We start from the raw sequence: 17578 nt of genomic DNA on the forward strand, positions 1-17578 counted from the left end.
GTCTTCTTTTATACCGACTATATTTTCGGGGTGCCTTTCGAAGGTGTGGCATTCCTTTGCTTCATGTGGGCAGTGTCTTCACTACCCACCGCGGCCACCAATAGCAGTAAGCAGCAATTAAAAAGCAATATGTTAAAAGAGGTGCATGTCCTTTTGAAATCCGGTTCAGAGTTATTTTTAGGCAGTCTATATGCTCAGAGATTATGGACTAAGGTAAGGAATTTGAGTGCTTAATAGAGCATGGGAATATCTCAAGTTTTCGGTGGACATGAGTGGCCGCTATTTCCCCAAATCAGAATTAACCTCAAATAGATGTCAATCAGGATACTCACCTGAAATCATATTTTAATATTTTATTATTTCGATCGCTACAGGTCCTGCCAACCCAGAAGGCTGAAGCGAATCCGTTGGTTTTGCTGGATTTTCATTTACCCAAGTTGTCCGTTTTTCAGTGGGTAATTTGGTATCACCTATAAGTCTGTTTATCCAGTTATTCACCACATTTATTTCTATCGTATTATTTCCTGCTTTTACCAAATTAGTGATATTCAACTTCCATGGGTCAGTCCATACTCCTCCCGCAACAACTCCATTGACTTTTACTTCCGCCATAACATTAACTTTCCCAAGATTAATAAAAAATTGATACTCAGGTGAAATGTTATTCAAATAAAAACTGTTTTTATAAGATGCCTGGCCTGAATAATACCTAATTTGCTCCTCTTCAAAATCAGTCCAGTCTTTTAAGTCTGCCATATAAATTGGTGTTTTGGAGCCATCTTTAATCTTATCAAATGTTACTTGCCATGGTTTTTCTACTTTAACAATCTTTGTAGGTAGTGGGAAATTATCTCCAATTTCCTCTCGATAGCGAACAGGTTTTCTAAATACAATAAAAGCACTTCCCTGGGGAGGTAGTTCAAGAGATATTTCGGTACCAGATTTTTTCTTACTAAACACTTCAAGATCTCGGATATTACCATCAATGGGGTCCCAAAATTCAGGTTGTTTCCCATTCACTCTGAATGTTGCGTCAAACTTAAGTTTATTTTCACTCTGATTAGAAATGAAATATATATCAGTATCATTTAATCTTCGATGTACCCATAGCAGGGGAAGATCATCGGGAAAGATTATATCTGGCTCAGTCTTGATTTGATTTAAAGCATCCTGAATGTCTACACCATCTATTATGCCCCCCTTATATTTACTTCCCTTTTGTCCTTTATTCTTTGTCCAAAGCTCATTAGCTATCGTTTCTACCTTTTTATCTGCTGTAGGAAAGTTTTTCAGACTTGGTGAGCGAAAGGGAGGAGCACCGTATATTGCTGCACCTTGCTTACATAGAAGTTGGATCTTTTCAAGAAGTTCTGGCCGCATGGTTTCAACAGGTGGCAGAACAAGCATTTTATAACTCATGCCATCCGGAAGTACCAAATTACCGTCAATTACCGAAAGATGGTTTAGGATGACATCGGCATTTATGTAATCGAATGAATAGCCCTTTGGCACCTCAGGTATTCGAACACCAGTCATCTTGGGAACATCTTCACCAATGAAATAGCAAAGGTCATTAATGGGAAGCCCCCTACGTAACATAAACATACACCTACGTTGGTAATCTATCCAATATTTTGATTGTTTAAACCAAGTGTTTTTTCGATTAAACTCGGTTCCGAACCATGCATTTATACCTGGATTTCTTTCTTCATAAGGCTGATGTATATATAAGTGAAGCACGACTTGGTTTATACCCTCAGTAAAACTCCAGTCACCTCGTTTCTTAAGTAATGTGGGGTGTCTCTGAAATGCTAGTCCTGCAGATGTATACGATTCTGCTGATACTATTCTTTTACCGTAAATATGGGCAGCTGATGACGCGGCACGACATTCTGTATTTCCTAGCTCCCCTTCGTTCCAGAATTCACCACCAATATCATGGCTTTGTCCTCCATAAAGCAAGAACTCTGACGGAAACCCCCAGTGGCCATAGTTCTCCAACCAAATCCTTAACCCATTTTCCTGGCAGATGTCACGAAAAGCACCAACATAATGATAGGCTATTCTATCAGCAACAAATCTGCGAAGATCCCAAAGAAATCTGTCTGATTGATCAGTTGAACCTACTATTCTTCCAGAGAGTACAGGTAGCCATGGTAAGGGATCATAGCTATATTTTGCCCTGAAATCCTCTATCATATCATCAGTCCAGTTCTGTGATCCTTGTTCATAGCTATCAAGTACAACATGCTTAAACGCTTTTCGTTCTTCTATTGACAATCGTTTAAGAAGTTTTAAAACATATTGATTAAAATGATGTCTTAGATGATTTTTATTCATCTTATCAACCTCCCATCCTGTTGCGTATGGGGCAGCTTGCGCATTGCGAGCACCTGTGAGGTCTGATCCGATGCGCATTATAATCCAGTTGCCAGGAGGGGAATTCCATGTAAGGGTATCTTCTTTAACATATTTGCTGATATCAATTACATTTTCCGGACTGATTTTAGCTAAAGTATCACTACCTTCTTCTCTTAATTCCCATTGGTATTCAAACCACGTTGGGAAAGGAATTTGGCACATCTTTCCAAGTTGTTTCTCTACATAGTCTTCAATTCTTGGTACAGCGGACAACTCAATTTCTGCAAATCCAACGTCAGAAATATCTCCATTTTGAATAGAAAAATAATTGCGAAGATTAAAATCACTTAATATAAATCTAAAGCTTTTGGAAGACACCGTAGGTAGAGAGATGGCTACTGGACCAAACCTCATGGGGCCAACATTTACCCTTGAGTTACTTCTGTCATACCTAAATTTCCTTATGCTCTTATAAGACCCGTTTTCCAAAATATGAACGTCAATATCTACAGCAAATTCTATTCCTGCATGAAAAACTCTTAGACTACGTGCTGTAAACAACTCTTCGATTTCAAAGTCTATGACTATTTGTTTCGCAGAACCTGCATTTTTAAACAGGCAGAAAGTTTCTAGGCTTCCATCACTTAGATTTAATGCGTCCTTTAAATCCGGAGTAACTTTTATTTTTGGGTTTAGTGATGAAATTTTTAGATTATCATTCTCTGGAACCGGAAACGCAAGAACTCTTACGTCCTGATATGTATCTGAATATCTCTCAAACGCTTGCGCTATTTTCTTCCCGCCCTCAATTTCTATTTCATGAGATAAAAGATATCTCATTGAATGTTCAGGTTTAACCCATGGGCCACCTGACTGGCTCCAGCCAGGACTATTAAATAGTCCAATATTAACGCCGGTCCTTTTACCCTCTCGTACTGCATGTTCTAATAACTGCCACCATTCCTCACTCAGAGTCTTTATTTCCCCATAAGGCATGCCTTCATAACCAATATTGCCTATCATTGCTTCACCAATTCCCACTTCCGCCATCGCTTCAAGATCCTTTGTTATTCCATCTTTTGTATTGTTATCACTTATCCAATACCAATAAACCCATGGCTTAACGGAATCAGGAGAATTTTTAAAACCCTGTTCCAATTCATGAGCAGATATAAAATCGGTATTAATAGGAATATTGTTCTTGCAGCTGAATTGATTTAGTGCCATTATTATGCTAATAAGAAGAAAATTTGAGTTCATTTCAGATTTTTTAAGATAGGATAAAATTATGTGTTGAATTTTTTGGTTAATCGGTAATTGAATACAGGTTTCTTTTCATCCTTGAATGTAACAATCACCAAAAACCAAGGGGTTTAGGGAATATGTGATCTCTAAACCCCCTATAAATTGGGCTATCCAATCGGACTGCATTAACTATTTGCCAGTGATAAGATCAATACATATCTTCAGTATTTATTTAAGAATTTCTTTCGATATTTTCAATTATTTGTCCCACCAAACATTAGTTAACCAATTATTAGAACCTTGCTTTGAAATTGCTGCATCCAAATTATTAGTATTTAATGCTCCTTCACTTGCGGGATATTGAAACCTCCGAGGGATAACTCCTCCCGTATAGTTGCCAGGAAAGTTCACTGGTATTAAAGTTGGATAATTTGATCTTCTCCAATTGGCATGAGCTTCATAGCCATCAAGTAAAGAAGCTATATAATACTGAGTATTGATAGATTCCAGTCTCTCTTCTAAATTATTCGGATAAACTAATCCAGTTAAAAAAGTTTCTATTTTTTCACTTTCAAAAATACTCGAAGAGGGATTATATAATCTTAAGAGATCTATTGCTGCTTGAACTCCTTTCCTATAATAAAATTCGCCGGATGGTCCTGTCTGAATCCAGTTTTTTTCTCGTGCTTCCGCTAACAGAAGCATCGTCTGTGCGTAAGAAACAATTACATTCGGATCATTAGCATCAGCAAATGAGGATCTTAATTGTGAGAAGGTATGTAAAGAACCTGCTACATGACTTATATCCGTTCCATTTGGTAAACCCTTCTGAATAAAAGTATCATCATTTTCATTCCCTGGATCTGTTGGCGAACCTCCGGTTCTTATCACGGACAGAATTTTCAGTCTAACGTCATTATTTAATTTAAGAATATCTATAAATGTTTTTGAAAATTTGAAATTATTTTGATATAATTCTGATCTAGATCCTGGGTAAAATCCAAGAATATGACTGTTAGGGTTATCATAGACTCCAGAAGTATGATTTATTCTAAAAGTTTCATCATTACTACTTATTAAACCATTGGTGTAAGCCTTTGAAACTAAAGAAGTCGCCGTAGTTGGATCAATTTTGGAGAAACGCATACCCACTCTTAATAAGAGTGAGTATGCTGCTTTTTTCCAAAGTTCTACATTACCGTTATAACTTGTTATATCTCCCTTAAGGGGTTTATCTGTGCGAAACGATTTCGCAGCGACTTCCAACTCATCCGCGATATCTAACAAAACAATTCTTTGTTCATCATAATCTGGCGTAAATATTCCATTCAGGAAGCCTTTGCCAGCATTAAAATAGGGGAGGTTTCCATAAATATCAGTGAGCCTTAAAAAAATAAAAGCCTTTAGGACCTTTGAAGCAGAATGATAATTAATTTCTTCTTCTTTACCTGCCGTCTTTTCAATCAAGTTAACAAGATTTTGTATTGCCTTTCCATAATATCCATCCCATAAGGCTGAATTGTATCCTTCATCGAATAAATATCGATCCCCTGCCTGATATGTCGTAGAAGCAAATTGTTGTACAAATTGAGTGGTATAAATTAAGTTGCCACGAAAAGACTCGTATTCACCTCCGGATGTTTGAATAATCGCTTGTGTAAATAATGATTCGGATTCTAAATCGGTTAATTTCGTTGGATCAATATTGATATCCCTAAAATTCTTAGTACAACTAGTAAAAGTCAGGAAAAGAATTATTATCCAAACACTATTATAAATATATTTAAGCATTATTATAAATTTTAGAATTTAAAATTTAAATTTAATCCCATTGATCTAACAGAAGGCACCCCAAACCATTCAAGACCCTGCGCGTTACTATTATTATACGAAGACTCAGGGTCAATATTGGGAACTTTCTTCAGCAAAACAGCAAGGTTTCTTCCAACAAGAGAAATGTTTATACTCTTGAAAGGAGATCGTAATATTAACTTTGAAGGTAAAGTGTAACCCAAAGTAAGTTCTCTTAGTTTAATAAAATCAGATTTAAAAATAAACGGTTCTGAAATATTCATTGCTATCGATTGCCAATACCTCTGTGCATTTAATTTGAGATTATTCTTTTGTCCGCTACTTTCTATAATGCCATCTACAATCACTCCGTCTTCACGTCCATATAAAGTCTGCTTTGTCAACCCCCTCAATGTTGACCCATCGTTTGTTCCTGAGTATAAATAGCCTCCAAATCTACTGTCTATTAAAAATTCGAATACAAAACCCTTATAAGAAATAGAATTTGTTAGCCCCATCAAAAGTGGAGCAACACCGGTTCCATAAGTTTTTAGTTCACCTCGCTGTGGAAATCCTCCATCATTTAATAATAATTTGCCTTCTTCATTTGTTTTAAATCCATAACCTTGTATTTGACCATATGGGGTACCTTCAATATTTGCTATAAAGGCCGTCATAGACCGTGCTTGATCGATTTGGATGGAATTTAGCTGATCAGAAATTTTTGTGACTCTACTATCATTGTAAGAAAAATTATATGTAAGAGTCCATCTCAGCATTCTATTTAATGGTGTTGCCCCAATCTGCAATTCTACCCCTTTATTTGTAATGGTTCCAGCGTTAATCAGTACGCTATTAAATCCCGAAGTCTGCGAGATCTGGCTTATAACAATATCGTTCTTTGTCTTTTTCGTATAGAAAGTTAAATCAAGGTTTACCTTATTTGAAAAAAATCTGTTTTCCATTCCTATTTCTACAGTTTCAACTGTAAAAGGTTTAAGATTTTTATTAGGTATGGTAGTGCCAGAAATTCCTCCTACTGGCAAGGAATTATAGGAGTTAGCACTCAATGAATATTGGAGGTTAAGTCCATATGGGTCTCTTTGTCCGCTAACCTTAGCCCACGAGGATCGTATTTTTGAGTAGTTAATAAAGCTTGGTAAATTAATAACTTCAGAGAAAATGAAACCTAAACTTGCAGAAGGATAAAAATTAGACCAATTATTGGGTGATAATGTCGAGAACCAATCATTTCTACCTGTTAAATTTAAAGCTAAAAACCTATCATAGGTAAGATCTACAGATGCAAATAAAGAGTTTGTTTGTACTTTTCTGTAACTATAATCCATCCATTTATCTCTCAAATTATTTATATAATAATAATTTGGTGCATAAAAATTATTACCAGCAAGAAATTGTCCGTCAGTAAAAGACTTCATGATATTTCCTCCAGTGAATGCGTCTATCTCCAGCTTATTAGAATTTACTCTTGCTCCAAAAATTACTTCACTATTGAACTCTCTAAACTTTTCAACACTTTGAATATTTATTTGACCACCCGAACTATATTGAGTCCCCATTGGAGTAATATCAAGATTATTGCGTGTATACGTATCGGTCGATATTCTTGCCCGTGAATAAAGCCAATGATTGAATGAATATTTTCCTTGTATAGCCCCTATAAATCGATCTCGACCATCACTTTGATCAAATCTATAGGTAGCCCAGTATGGATTTGTAACATAAGGAACTGAATTGAATTTCCTTTCACCTTTGGTAATAGAATCTACCATTTTGTCCCAATATGTTGACTCTTCCCAACTAGTTGGAATTGTAGTGATAGAATAATTAGCGTTTCCTGGTGAATCTGATACACGTGGTCTATTTTTAGTTCGTTCTCTAACATATTTTCCTATAATGTTTAATGTTAATTTTTCTAATGGCGTAACACCAATGTTCAAACTAAAATTATTCCTTTGTAAATTTGAATTGGGAACAACAGACCTATTTTGCAAATCAGTCATATTGAAATTGTAGTTGAATTTATCTCCACTACCATAAATTGATACTGAATTATTAATATTTGTTCCTGTTTTATAAAACTTAGATATATTATTTTTGTGTGCAATGTATGGTCTTAAAACTCCATCCCACTGAAAAACCATACTCCCATCCAACCTACTCCCCCAACTATTAGGACTTATTCCATTGGCCTCTTGAGCACTTGAAGGTGCGTTTCCCATAATACCATGACCGTACTCATACTGCCAATCAGTGAAATCATTTACTTTTTCCACAACTAAATTCGAATTTATTTCAATTCCGAAACCATTCATCTTCGATCCCTTCTTTGTTGTTATTAGAATCACTCCTGTAGCGGATCTCGACCCATATAATGCCGCAGCCGCCCCACCTTTTAAAATACTAATTGATTCAACATCGTCAGGGTTTATCATTTGTATTCCATCACCTCCGTCGCGCCCGCCATACATTCCAGCCCAACTTCGATTAGAATTATCTATTGGAATACCATCAATAACATATAATGGCTGGTTTTCTCCGGACAAAGATGTATTTCCTCTTAAAACTAGTCTTGATGAACTGCCTACGCCAGTTGCAGAAGAAGAAACATTAAGTCCTGGTACTCTACCTGAAAGACTATTTACTAAATTATTTGATCTAGATTTTAGTAGATCCTCTCCATATACTTCAGTTAAGGAATAACCTATTTTCCTTTTTTCTTTCGTTATTCCTAATGCAGTCACAACCACATCCTCCATCCCCGCCACAAATGCTTTCAATACAATATTGAATACTGTTTGGGTACCTACTTTTACTGTGTGCGTTTCAAAACCAACAAAAGAAAAGACCAGTTCCACATTGTTGGCAGAAGGAACAGACAACAGAAATCTACCGTCGGCATTGGTGGTGGTACCGTTTTGGGCGGCTTTAACGGTTACACTTACCCCTTCTAAGGGTTCCTGTTGTTCGTTAGTTACCCTTCCGCTCAGATTGATATCGGCAGGCGGGGAGAGCGTACCCGAAATGGACTCAAGCGGAGTAATCTGATAGATTTCTTTCTTCCATTTAATAAAGATGGTATTTTCCTCGATGGAATAATCCAATTGCTGATTACGGAACACTTCGTTTAAAAACTGTTTTAAGGGCATGTTTTCGCCCTGAACGGTAACAGGTTTTGCCTTACTAAGCTGTCCGGATTTGTAACTCACAAAATAACCGGTTTGCTGCTTTATTACAGTAAACACTTTTTCCATGGGAACATCCTTTCCGGAAAAAGTAATGGTTTGGGCAAACCCTGTGGCTGCAGCCTGCAGGCAGAGCCCTAAAAGCATTGCAGTGGTAACTTGCATGATGCGCAAAGTTTTGGGTAAAATTCCACGGGCGCCCCGGCACCGGTGGTTAAAAGCAATGAATTGCATACTTTTGCTCAGTTTTCGGTTAATGAATAGATTGTCTGTTGATCCGGCATTTATTAGGTTAGCCTGAAACTTTTGCCGGGTTTCTGTTGCGAGCAGAGCCCGGATTTTTTATTTAAATAGCCACGAATACACCAATAATACTATCTTAAGTTGATTATCCATTCGTGAATTCGTGGCTACCTTTTCTTTTGTTGTACAGAATGCAGGAATAATTTTTTTTAATACACTGTCAAAGTTTTTCCTTCTAATTTGAAATGTAAATCCCTATCCTGTAATCCGTTTAATACTTGTTGTAAAGTGAGATTTCTGCCAATCTCACCGCCTAATTCTATACGGTCAACATTGCCTTCATATTTCACTTCCACATCATACCACCGGGCAATCTGCCGCATAGCATATTTAAGTTTTACCTGGTGAAAATTGAACACCCCGTTTTTCCATGCCAGGTCTTTGTCTACATCCGTACGGGTTACCTTACCTCCCATATATGCATTACCCGGCGTTAACAACATACCGTTCACCTGCACCAATCCTTCTAAAAGCGAAGTTTTTATACCTGCTTCATCGTCATAACTGTTTACATTAAACGAAGTTCCTTTTACTGTGATCTCATCTTCATAAGTTCTTACCGTAAAGGGCTTCAACGGATTTTTAGCCACTTCAAAATAAGCCTCCCCTGTAATTGCTACCGCGCGGGTGTTTCCCGGGAAAGCTGTGGGGTAAGTAATACTGCTGGAAGCGTTCAGCCAAACGGTAGTACCGTCCGGAAGCATTAATTTGTATTGCCCGCCTTTAGGAGTGGTCATGGTATTATATACTACCACATCCGTTTTACTATATGCCAAAGCCCCATCGCTGATACGAATAGCTAAGTCGCCATCATTAATAACCTGCTGCCCCTTGTCATCTAATTCCACTTTTTCCCCATTGCTTAAGGTAAGCACCGCTTTGTTAGTACCTGGAAGTACATCATTTGCATCCCTTGTCAGCACGGGCGCCGTAACTGTTGCCTGTTGGCCAGGGGTATCTTTTTTTATGTTATAGTAAAAAAAGCCTGCACCTATAAACAGCGCCGCAGCCGCAGCATAACGTATCCATGGGGCTTTCAGGAAACGGATTTTACTGCCACCGCCTGGCATATATTCTTTAGCTTCATCCTCATCTATACCGCTTGTCTCCATTTTCTGATCGCTTTCTTTCAAAACAAATGGATCCATTGATCCGGCGTCATTTGCCACAATGACCCGTATCATTTCTTTCAGCTTTGCCTCATCATACACAAACAATTCCGGTAGTTCCTTATGATACCATTCCTCCACAATCCTGCTAAGTTTGTGTACGTTAGCCGGGTCGTTCAATGCTTCAAGCAATTGCGTCTTTTCTTCATCAGAAAGGATATCCCGGATGCGTTTCTGCAATAAATAGTCAAAATCAATTTTGTCTTTCACGTAATGATTGACACCGCACCGGGGGTTATTGTACCATCAGTCAGGGAATTTTTTTTTCAGTTGCGTAACGACTGCCAAATTAATTTTTAGGATTAGGTGTATAGGTCGAAAACATAGATAAAGACTTTGTACTAACAGGTAATTGATTGTTCATTTTAAAATGATAACTATTACCCTCAAAGCTGATTGCAAATCCTCCTGGCGTACTACCGGAGAAAATTATTTTCTCAAAGAATATCCATTAAAATCAATATGGCTGGAATAGTCAACCCTCCTCTTTGTGTAAGATACTCCCTTACGAATTGCAGGGCCTCCACAAGCTGATTACGTACCGTGTTCTCAGATACATTCAGGCGTGTGGCTATTTCCTTGCGGGAGAGTCCTTCTTTGCGGCTCAGTAAAAACACCTGTTTTCTTTTTGCAGGCAGTTTATTCACCGCTTCGTTAATAAGAGATTGGGTAAAATTCGCGTCTAACTGTTCTTCCATATCTGCAGAAGTAACAGAACGATTCTGGTACGCTTTAATCCGGAGTTCGTGGCGGAGTTTTGTTCTTAAAAAATTGGAAGCCGTGTTCGCTACCACGGTATATATCCATCCCATGGGGTTTTCAATGGTGGAAAAGGAAGTTCTGTGCAGCCATATTTTCAGGAAGACTTCCTGAAGCACATCGTTGGCCTCAGTTTCTGATTTGATAAGAGAAACGGTAAAAGGAAACAATTTTTTATACAGCGTATGCACCAACTTTTCAAAGGATTCTTCATCTCCCTGGGCAAGCCGGTCAAACATGGCATGATCAATCGTATATGTTGTATACTGTCTCAAGGCTGTAAGTAAATGGAAGATGAAGGTAAGGAAAAAGCATACAAACAACATCTTGAATCAAAAATACCCGGCAGTATACAAACTTATCAGGTAATGCAGAAAGCCTTTTGAATTATTTTAAAGGAGTTTTCAAGGCTCCTGCTTTAGCTAAGCTAACGGGGATCAATGAAAAACAAATACATCATTATGCTACAGGGCATCGCAAACCACGACCTGATATGGCAAAAAAATTTGAAACAGCTCTTCATAATTTAGGTAAAGAACTTATTGCTGCAGAATTATAATTTTTTACTGCTTTTAGGATATACTAATCTCTTCCGGCCAATGTGTGGCTATGCCCTGTGTACGAATAAATTGCTGAAAATCCTCCAATACAGATTTTTTATCTCTGACAGCATGTGGTGTCAGCTTTTTACCAAGTGAAAAGGCAATGAGCATTCCAGCGGCTTCACCAATACTCCATTCAACCGGATGCAAACGGTAGCAACCATTGGTGATATGCGTAGTACCGATATTTTTATTGGCTGGAATCAGGTTTTGCATTCGCTGGGGTAAAAGAGCGCCCAAAGGAATCTGAAAAGGCAATGACCCAAAATCAATATAATTATTTCCGGTAGTGCCGGGATGAAGATCAATATGATAATATCCTATACCTATGCTATCAAAAAAATCAGCCGCTTTACTTCCTGCTTTTTCTCCAGCTACCAATATTCTGTTTTCTTTGCCAACATGTTCTTCCAAAATTGTAAAAACAGATTTGATGCGCCTTGATTCACGGATGTACGGATATTTTGCTAACCCGTCATCTGTTCCTACTATATCTCCGCGTAGCCGTAATCCCGGCCAGCCCACTCCGCCATCAGCACGCGGAGCTTCAGTTTGCAACCAATAAAAAAGCGAGAGGCTAAGCTGCCTGCCCTGCTCAAGCGCGGCCTGAAATTCCTGCTCAGTAACATCAATGATATTACGGATAAAATAATCATTTTGCGGCCAGTTCACCATACTGATATCCCTCGAAAAAAATCCCGGTTTAAAATTATTTCTGTCAATAATACGACGGTAATTCCACAAGTTGAGCATTTGCCCGGTGGGCTTACCTGTTGGATCAAACCCCAGTGCTTTAGGTTGCAGTGTGGATGGATTTGAATACGATAATGACAATAATTTTCCGGGCCAGGCAGGCGTCAAATCCGGTACAAGCTTCTGCCAGTAGGCATAATCCTTAGGTTTATCTATCAAATGGTTTTCGCCGGGCAGATAATCCATAGCAAAGCACCAGGTAAATGCCTGGTTATTGTCCGGCTCTGCTTTTTCGGCTGCATGGAGTTCATGTGTATTCTGGCGGGACTCTGCCCCCGTTGCATATTCCGTTTTTGTTAATGGCAATAAGTCGCCCAACTCCGTAGCATCAATGAAATAAGGGGCAGTAAGTATAATCTTATCTCCCGTTTGCAGGGAGTGCGCTTTTAATGCTTTCACTTTATCGCCATTAATATCTGCACCCTCAATTTTATGCTGCAGCAGCAGGGTTAATTTTCCCGATGCAAGGTAAGGCGCCAGCATATTATTCAGCACGGCTAAGGCTACACGCGGTTCATGGCATAGCCTGGAAACAGCTCCCGAGCCTGGGTTTAGGTTTTTATTGGTTTTAGCCGCTTCGGTAAGCGGATAGTGACGCACATAATATTCGCGGACTGCAGTACGCAGATCGCTGTAAAGTTGGGTGGCGCCAAAAGATTCTATCCAGGGATGTTCATCAGGGCAACTCAGCCCCTGCTGGGTAAGCTGCCCGCCAATCCAGTCGGTTTCTTCGGTCATGACTACACGAAGTCCGTTGCGCAAAGCTGCTATTGCCGCAGCACAGCCACCCATACCGGCGCCTGCTATTATTACATCTGCCGGCAATTCTTTTGCCGTTCTGGTTTTACTGATTGTATTGGCTACAGCAGGTATGCTGATAGCCGGAGTGGCAACAATGGCGCCACTGCCAATACTGAGCGACCTGATAAAATTTCTTCTTCTCACCTCAAAAGATTTTATGAATTGCTGATGTTAACGATTGCCGTATCAGCTGAAGCAGTTGTTGTAATCCTTTAAAGATAGAATTGATTTCAATAGTCAGCGAAAAAACAATACAGCACAAAAAAATCCCGGCAAAACAAAATTTGCCGGGAATTCATATAATGTAAACTGAAAATGATTTTACCCTAAAGCTACCCTTTTAAAATCAATTACTTTCAACTCACTGTCTACACTTAGCAGGTAATCACCAACAGTTTTTCCGCCATCTTTTACAAAAGGCTGTGCGGTTAATGTATTTTCTTTAAAGAATGCATTCAGTTTACCTTCTGCAATTTTATCAATCATCGCATCGGGCTTGCCGGCCATTTTAGGATCATTCTTAATTTGATCTGTTACAATTGCTCTTTCACGCGCTACCACATCAGCAGGTACTGAAGCGGGATCCACTGCTACAGGATTCATAGCGGCAATCTGCATAGCCGCATCCTTTCCGGCATCAGCCGCTTCTTTATTTAAGCCTACCAGCACACCTATGCGGTTGGCGCCGTGAATATAGGATGCAACAAAAGGAGCATCCAAACGCTCAAACTTACTGATACCTATTTTTTCACCAATGCTGGCCAATTTATCATTTACCAGGTCGGCAATTTTAGCGCCATTAATAGCAACACCGCTCAGTTCATCCGCGCTTTTTACGTTATGCTGAATGGCGGCATCGGCAATGCTTTGAGCAAAGGCAACAAAGTCCGCATTCTTACTTACAAAATCCGTTTCACAGCTAATACAAACCGCAATGCCTGTTTTATTATCTGCAGTGGTTTGGGCAATTACCACACCTTCTTTTGCTTCCCTGTCGCCACGCAATGCAGCCACTTTTGCACCTTTTTTACGCAACCAGTCAATCGCCTCTTCAAAATCGCCATTGGTTTCAGTTAAGGCCTTACGGCAATCCATCATACCCGCGCCGGTCATCTGGCGCAACTTATTAATATCTGCTGCTGTAATTGTTATTGTTGACATATCAGCCAATAATTTAAGTTAGAAATAAAATTACGAGGGCACACCCTCCTCCTATCTTCCGCCACCAGGACGTCTGCCAGGTCCACCGGGTCCGCCGGTTGTACGTTTTCTTTGTCCACCGGGAGCGCCTCCTCCTCTGTTACCACCGGCGCCGGGACGGCTTCCACCACCAGGTCCGGGACGGCTTCCGGGCGTTCTGCCACCTCTTTCCTTATCTGCTCCGCCTGCTTCATCTATATCCAGCCTTGGTCCTTTATCTACCACTTCTTCTTCCGATTCTTCTTCCGATTTCTCGTTCTGACGTTCGGCTAAACCTTCGGCTATGGCTGCAACAATATAGTTGGTTATTATAGCAATAGATTTTGTTGCATCATCATTTGAAGGAATCGCGAAATCCACTTTATTCGGATCGCAGTTGGTATCTACCATACCAAAAGTAGCAACACCCAAACGTTTGGCTTCTGCAAGCGCTATATGCTCGTGGCCGATATCAATAATAAATAATGCAGCCGGAACACGTCCTAACTGGGCAATACCGCCTAACACCTTTTCCATCTTCTCTTTATCCCGGCTAAGCGTTAGCCTTTCTTTTTTGGTAATGCTGTCAAAAGTGCCGTCATTGAGCATTTTCTCAATGCTTTGCATTTTTTTTACGCTCTTGCGTACCGTGTTAAAGTTGGTTAGCATGCCACCCAGCCACCTTTCCGTTACAAAGGGCATATTAACCCGCTTTGCGCATTCGGTAACAATTTCCTTTGCCTGCTTTTTGGTACCTACAAACATTATTTTTTTGCCACTCCTGGCAATGCTTTTTAATGCTGCGGCGGTTTCCTGCAGGTGCTCAACCGTTTTATTCAGGTCAATAATATGAATGCCTTTTTTTTCAGCAAAGATGTAAGGCAGCATCTTTGGATTCCACTTCTTGCGCAGGTGACCAAAATGAACACCGGCTTCGAGGAGTTGTTGTTGAAGGGAAGTATTATTTTCCATTTATCTGATTTTAGAATTTGAGAACCTGCTGGTTGGCAGGCTGGTTTGAAAATTTCCAATATCCCTTTCCGGGGAAATAATGGATTAACGTTTGCTGAACTGGAAGCTCTTCCTTGCTTTTTTCTTACCAAACTTTTTACGTTCAACACCTCTTGGATCACGCATCAGCAATCCGGCAGCTTTTAATGCAGGACGATAGTCTGCACTAACTTCCAGCAAAGCACGTGCAATACCCAGCTTTGCAGCTTCGGCCTGACCTTTAACGCCGCCGCCTGAAGCATTAATTTTTACATCAAACTTATCTAATCCTTCAATAGTTTTTAAAGGAAGTTCAACCTTATTTTGAAGGTAGATCAGAGAAAAATACTGCTTGTAGTCCTTGTCGTTTACAATGATCTTGCCCTCTCCTTTAGAAAGGAAAACACGGGTCACTGCTTCTTTACGACGACCAACGCCATTTTTTTGCTTTTCCATGTATTTTAAGCTTTAGGCTATTAGCGAAACCGCTATTAGCAGTTTTACTAATTAAAATTTTAACTCTTTAGGTTGCTGTGCAAAATGCGGATGTTGTGCTCCCGCATACACAAATAATTTTTTATACATGCTGCGTCCCAGACGATTCTTAGGCAACATCCCTTTTACGGCTCTTTCTATCACCACTTCGGGGCGGCGGTTCAGCAAACTTTTTGCTGTCTCTTCTCTTTTGCCTCCGGGGTATCCGGAAAAGTTGATATAGGTTTTGTCTTCAATTTTATTGCCTGTGAATTTTACCTTGTCGGCATTAATTACTACAATAAAATCCCCACAATCAACATGAGGAGTATAATAAGCTTTGTTTTTGCCGCGCAGTACCGCTGCAATGCGGGCACACATACGACCAACAGTTTGATTGGTGCCGTCTACAACATACCAGTTATGTTGCACGGAAGCCGCATTCGCATGCTTTGTAGTGAAATGTAATTTACTCATTCTTATCTTTTTTTACTCCCGTTCATACAAACAAGGAGTTGGTACCGTTGCCATCCCTTCGGTTACCGGTTAAAAATTGGAGCGCAAAGGTAGGAGGAATCAAATAAGATTCCCAAAATTTAAGGCTATTATTTTTAAAGGCTCCTTTGTAATAGATTGATAATCAGTAAAAATTTTGAATCAAATTATAAACCGAAAGAGAAAACTCAACTTTTATGCATGAAAACTTTACTTTAAAGCTCCTCTTCCCTCCCGGTTGATTATATTGAGAACGAAGTTGCAATGCCACTAAACGGGTAAGAAATGCCTGTTCATTCATTTTACAGGCGATCGCAGGATTGTATTTTAGATTTGCAAAAAATATCAGGGATAAGTCTTTAAGAAAAATTGCATTGAGCTATGAAAAGTTCTTCAGCGATCCATTACCCGCAAACGATAGCGCGATAGTAAAAGTGCAGGTTTGTTATCCGGTTTTTTAAGCGTCTTATTTTATGGAATACACTTCCTGGATGATGGTAAAGTTGTTTTTACCTGTTGCTTTTGCAATGTCGGCAGATGGGGTGTGCTTAATCCAGTAGCTTGTTGCCGGGCGTTTGTCGTTTTTTTTCAGCCATTCATACATAATACTTATATCTTCATCCATATCAGTATAACTTTTTGTTGTTTGTATAATCACTGCCGGATGCTTATCCATTTCTATCATTTCAAAAGGCTCGTCAACATCCTGTAGTGCATCCGTTGCGGCTACGGCTACACATAGTATTATTGTGGAATCATTCAGCGCTTCATGCTGACTTAAAAAGGTTCCCGGATATTTTATTTCTTCCGCAGGTAAGTGAGCGCTTATTTTATTGTGCAAATAAGCAATCTGATCTTTCACTTCGTTTAATGCCACGGTATCAGACAAGGTTACGAGCTTAATGGCAGGCATTTCTTGTCGTTCAAAAGTTAAACCGCCAAAGGTATTATCCGGATGCTCTATCGCATTTTTAAACTGTACCATATTTTGCAAAAACGCCGTTCTGAACTCAGAGGGATTAAAAAGCAGTTTAAATTTTTTAAGCATATTAGTTTTAAATACAAACTCCTCCGACCAGTTGATTTGCATATTCCACCGGTTCTTCTGTGATACCTGAATCCGGCCTTCTTTTTCATAGCCATTCTGATCTTTTAACTGATATTCAAATACGGTGCTTTTTTTGTCGGGCCGCATAGTTAGGGAAGCAGGTTGGGGCTGCACAATTTCATTATCGGCATACCACTTCTTCCAATTAACAGTATCCTGCAGGGTGCGGTACGTAATAAGTGCATCTGAGCTTACAACAATTGTAGCGTGATAGGTACGACGCATGGGAATGATCAGCACCAGAATTAGCGCTGTTAAAAGCACCGTTAAAACTATAATTATAATTCTCTTTCCCTGCATGGGTGGGTCTGTTTTACAAGTATTGAATTTTACTGCCCGGCA

General features: G+C 39.4%; 12 protein-coding genes. 1 reads left to right on the plus strand and 11 read right to left on the minus strand.

Features of this window, described 5'->3' with window-relative positions:
* Positions 1-345 precede the first annotated feature (345 nt).
* The 5 genes from PLE34_RS14710 to PLE34_RS14730 form a co-directional block, all read right to left on the minus strand.
* Complete coding sequence (locus tag PLE34_RS14710) at positions 346-3621, minus strand: glycosyl hydrolase (protein WP_324558169.1); 3276 nt, start codon at positions 3619-3621, stop codon at positions 346-348.
* 243 nt (positions 3622-3864) lie between these two features.
* Positions 3865-5397: a SusD/RagB family nutrient-binding outer membrane lipoprotein gene (locus PLE34_RS14715; RefSeq protein WP_324558171.1), complete on the minus strand. Its 1533-nt coding sequence runs from the start codon at positions 5395-5397 to the stop codon at positions 3865-3867.
* 11 nt (positions 5398-5408) lie between these two features.
* Positions 5409-8837 carry a SusC/RagA family TonB-linked outer membrane protein gene (locus PLE34_RS14720; RefSeq protein ID WP_324558173.1) on the minus strand — a complete coding sequence of 1143 codons (3429 nt, stop codon included), beginning with the start codon at positions 8835-8837 and terminating at the stop codon, positions 5409-5411.
* A gap of 218 nt (positions 8838-9055) precedes the next feature.
* Positions 9056-10285, minus strand: a complete 1230-nt coding sequence (locus tag PLE34_RS14725; RefSeq protein WP_324558175.1) for a FecR family protein — start codon at positions 10283-10285, stop codon at positions 9056-9058.
* 227 nt (positions 10286-10512) lie between these two features.
* Positions 10513-11109 carry an RNA polymerase sigma-70 factor gene (locus PLE34_RS14730; protein WP_324558176.1) on the minus strand — a complete coding sequence of 199 codons (597 nt, stop codon included), beginning with the start codon at positions 11107-11109 and terminating at the stop codon, positions 10513-10515.
* Between the two features lie 107 nt (positions 11110-11216).
* Here PLE34_RS14730 and PLE34_RS14735 point away from each other — a divergent pair, with 107 nt between their 5' ends.
* Positions 11217-11393, plus strand: coding sequence for a helix-turn-helix domain-containing protein (locus PLE34_RS14735; RefSeq protein ID WP_324558177.1), 177 nt, complete (start codon positions 11217-11219; stop codon positions 11391-11393).
* A 13-nt stretch (positions 11394-11406) separates the two neighbouring features.
* On the opposite strand, the gene PLE34_RS14740 is transcribed toward PLE34_RS14735, so the two are convergent.
* The 6 genes from PLE34_RS14740 to PLE34_RS14765 form a co-directional block, all read right to left on the minus strand.
* Complete coding sequence (locus PLE34_RS14740) at positions 11407-13134, minus strand: FAD-dependent oxidoreductase (protein ID WP_324558178.1); 1728 nt, start codon at positions 13132-13134, stop codon at positions 11407-11409.
* A gap of 177 nt (positions 13135-13311) precedes the next feature.
* Entirely contained in the window at positions 13312-14151 is an 840-nt protein-coding gene (gene tsf / locus PLE34_RS14745) for a translation elongation factor Ts (RefSeq protein ID WP_324558179.1), read from the minus strand.
* A gap of 51 nt (positions 14152-14202) precedes the next feature.
* Positions 14203-15141, minus strand: a complete 939-nt coding sequence (gene rpsB / locus PLE34_RS14750; RefSeq protein ID WP_324558180.1) for a 30S ribosomal protein S2 — start codon at positions 15139-15141, stop codon at positions 14203-14205.
* Between the two features lie 84 nt (positions 15142-15225).
* Positions 15226-15615 (minus strand): 30S ribosomal protein S9, encoded by a 390-nt coding sequence (gene rpsI / locus PLE34_RS14755; protein WP_324558181.1) that lies wholly within the window; start codon positions 15613-15615, stop codon positions 15226-15228.
* A 51-nt stretch (positions 15616-15666) separates the two neighbouring features.
* Positions 15667-16110 carry a 50S ribosomal protein L13 gene (rplM, locus tag PLE34_RS14760; RefSeq protein ID WP_324558182.1) on the minus strand — a complete coding sequence of 148 codons (444 nt, stop codon included), beginning with the start codon at positions 16108-16110 and terminating at the stop codon, positions 15667-15669.
* A gap of 484 nt (positions 16111-16594) precedes the next feature.
* A partial coding sequence (locus tag PLE34_RS14765; protein ID WP_324558183.1) for a hypothetical protein occupies positions 16595-17578 on the minus strand: 984 nt, incomplete at its 5' end.

Source organism: Agriterribacter sp., assembly GCF_035445465.1.
In the GTDB taxonomy this organism is placed as follows: Bacteria; Bacteroidota; Bacteroidia; order Chitinophagales; family Chitinophagaceae; genus Agriterribacter.

Coding starts and splice junctions, on each gene's coding strand:
- PLE34_RS14710 (WP_324558169.1), bottom strand. CDS start 3,621: ATGAACTCAAATTTTCTTCTTATTAGCATAATAATGGCACTAAATCAA.
- PLE34_RS14715 (WP_324558171.1), bottom strand. CDS start 5,397: ATGCTTAAATATATTTATAATAGTGTTTGGATAATAATTCTTTTCCTG.
- PLE34_RS14720 (WP_324558173.1), bottom strand. CDS start 8,837: ATGCAATTCATTGCTTTTAACCACCGGTGCCGGGGCGCCCGTGGAATT.
- tsf (WP_324558179.1), bottom strand. CDS start 14,151: ATGTCAACAATAACAATTACAGCAGCAGATATTAATAAGTTGCGCCAG.
- rpsB (WP_324558180.1), bottom strand. CDS start 15,141: ATGGAAAATAATACTTCCCTTCAACAACAACTCCTCGAAGCCGGTGTT.
- rpsI (WP_324558181.1), bottom strand. CDS start 15,615: ATGGAAAAGCAAAAAAATGGCGTTGGTCGTCGTAAAGAAGCAGTGACC.
- rplM (WP_324558182.1), bottom strand. CDS start 16,110: ATGAGTAAATTACATTTCACTACAAAGCATGCGAATGCGGCTTCCGTG.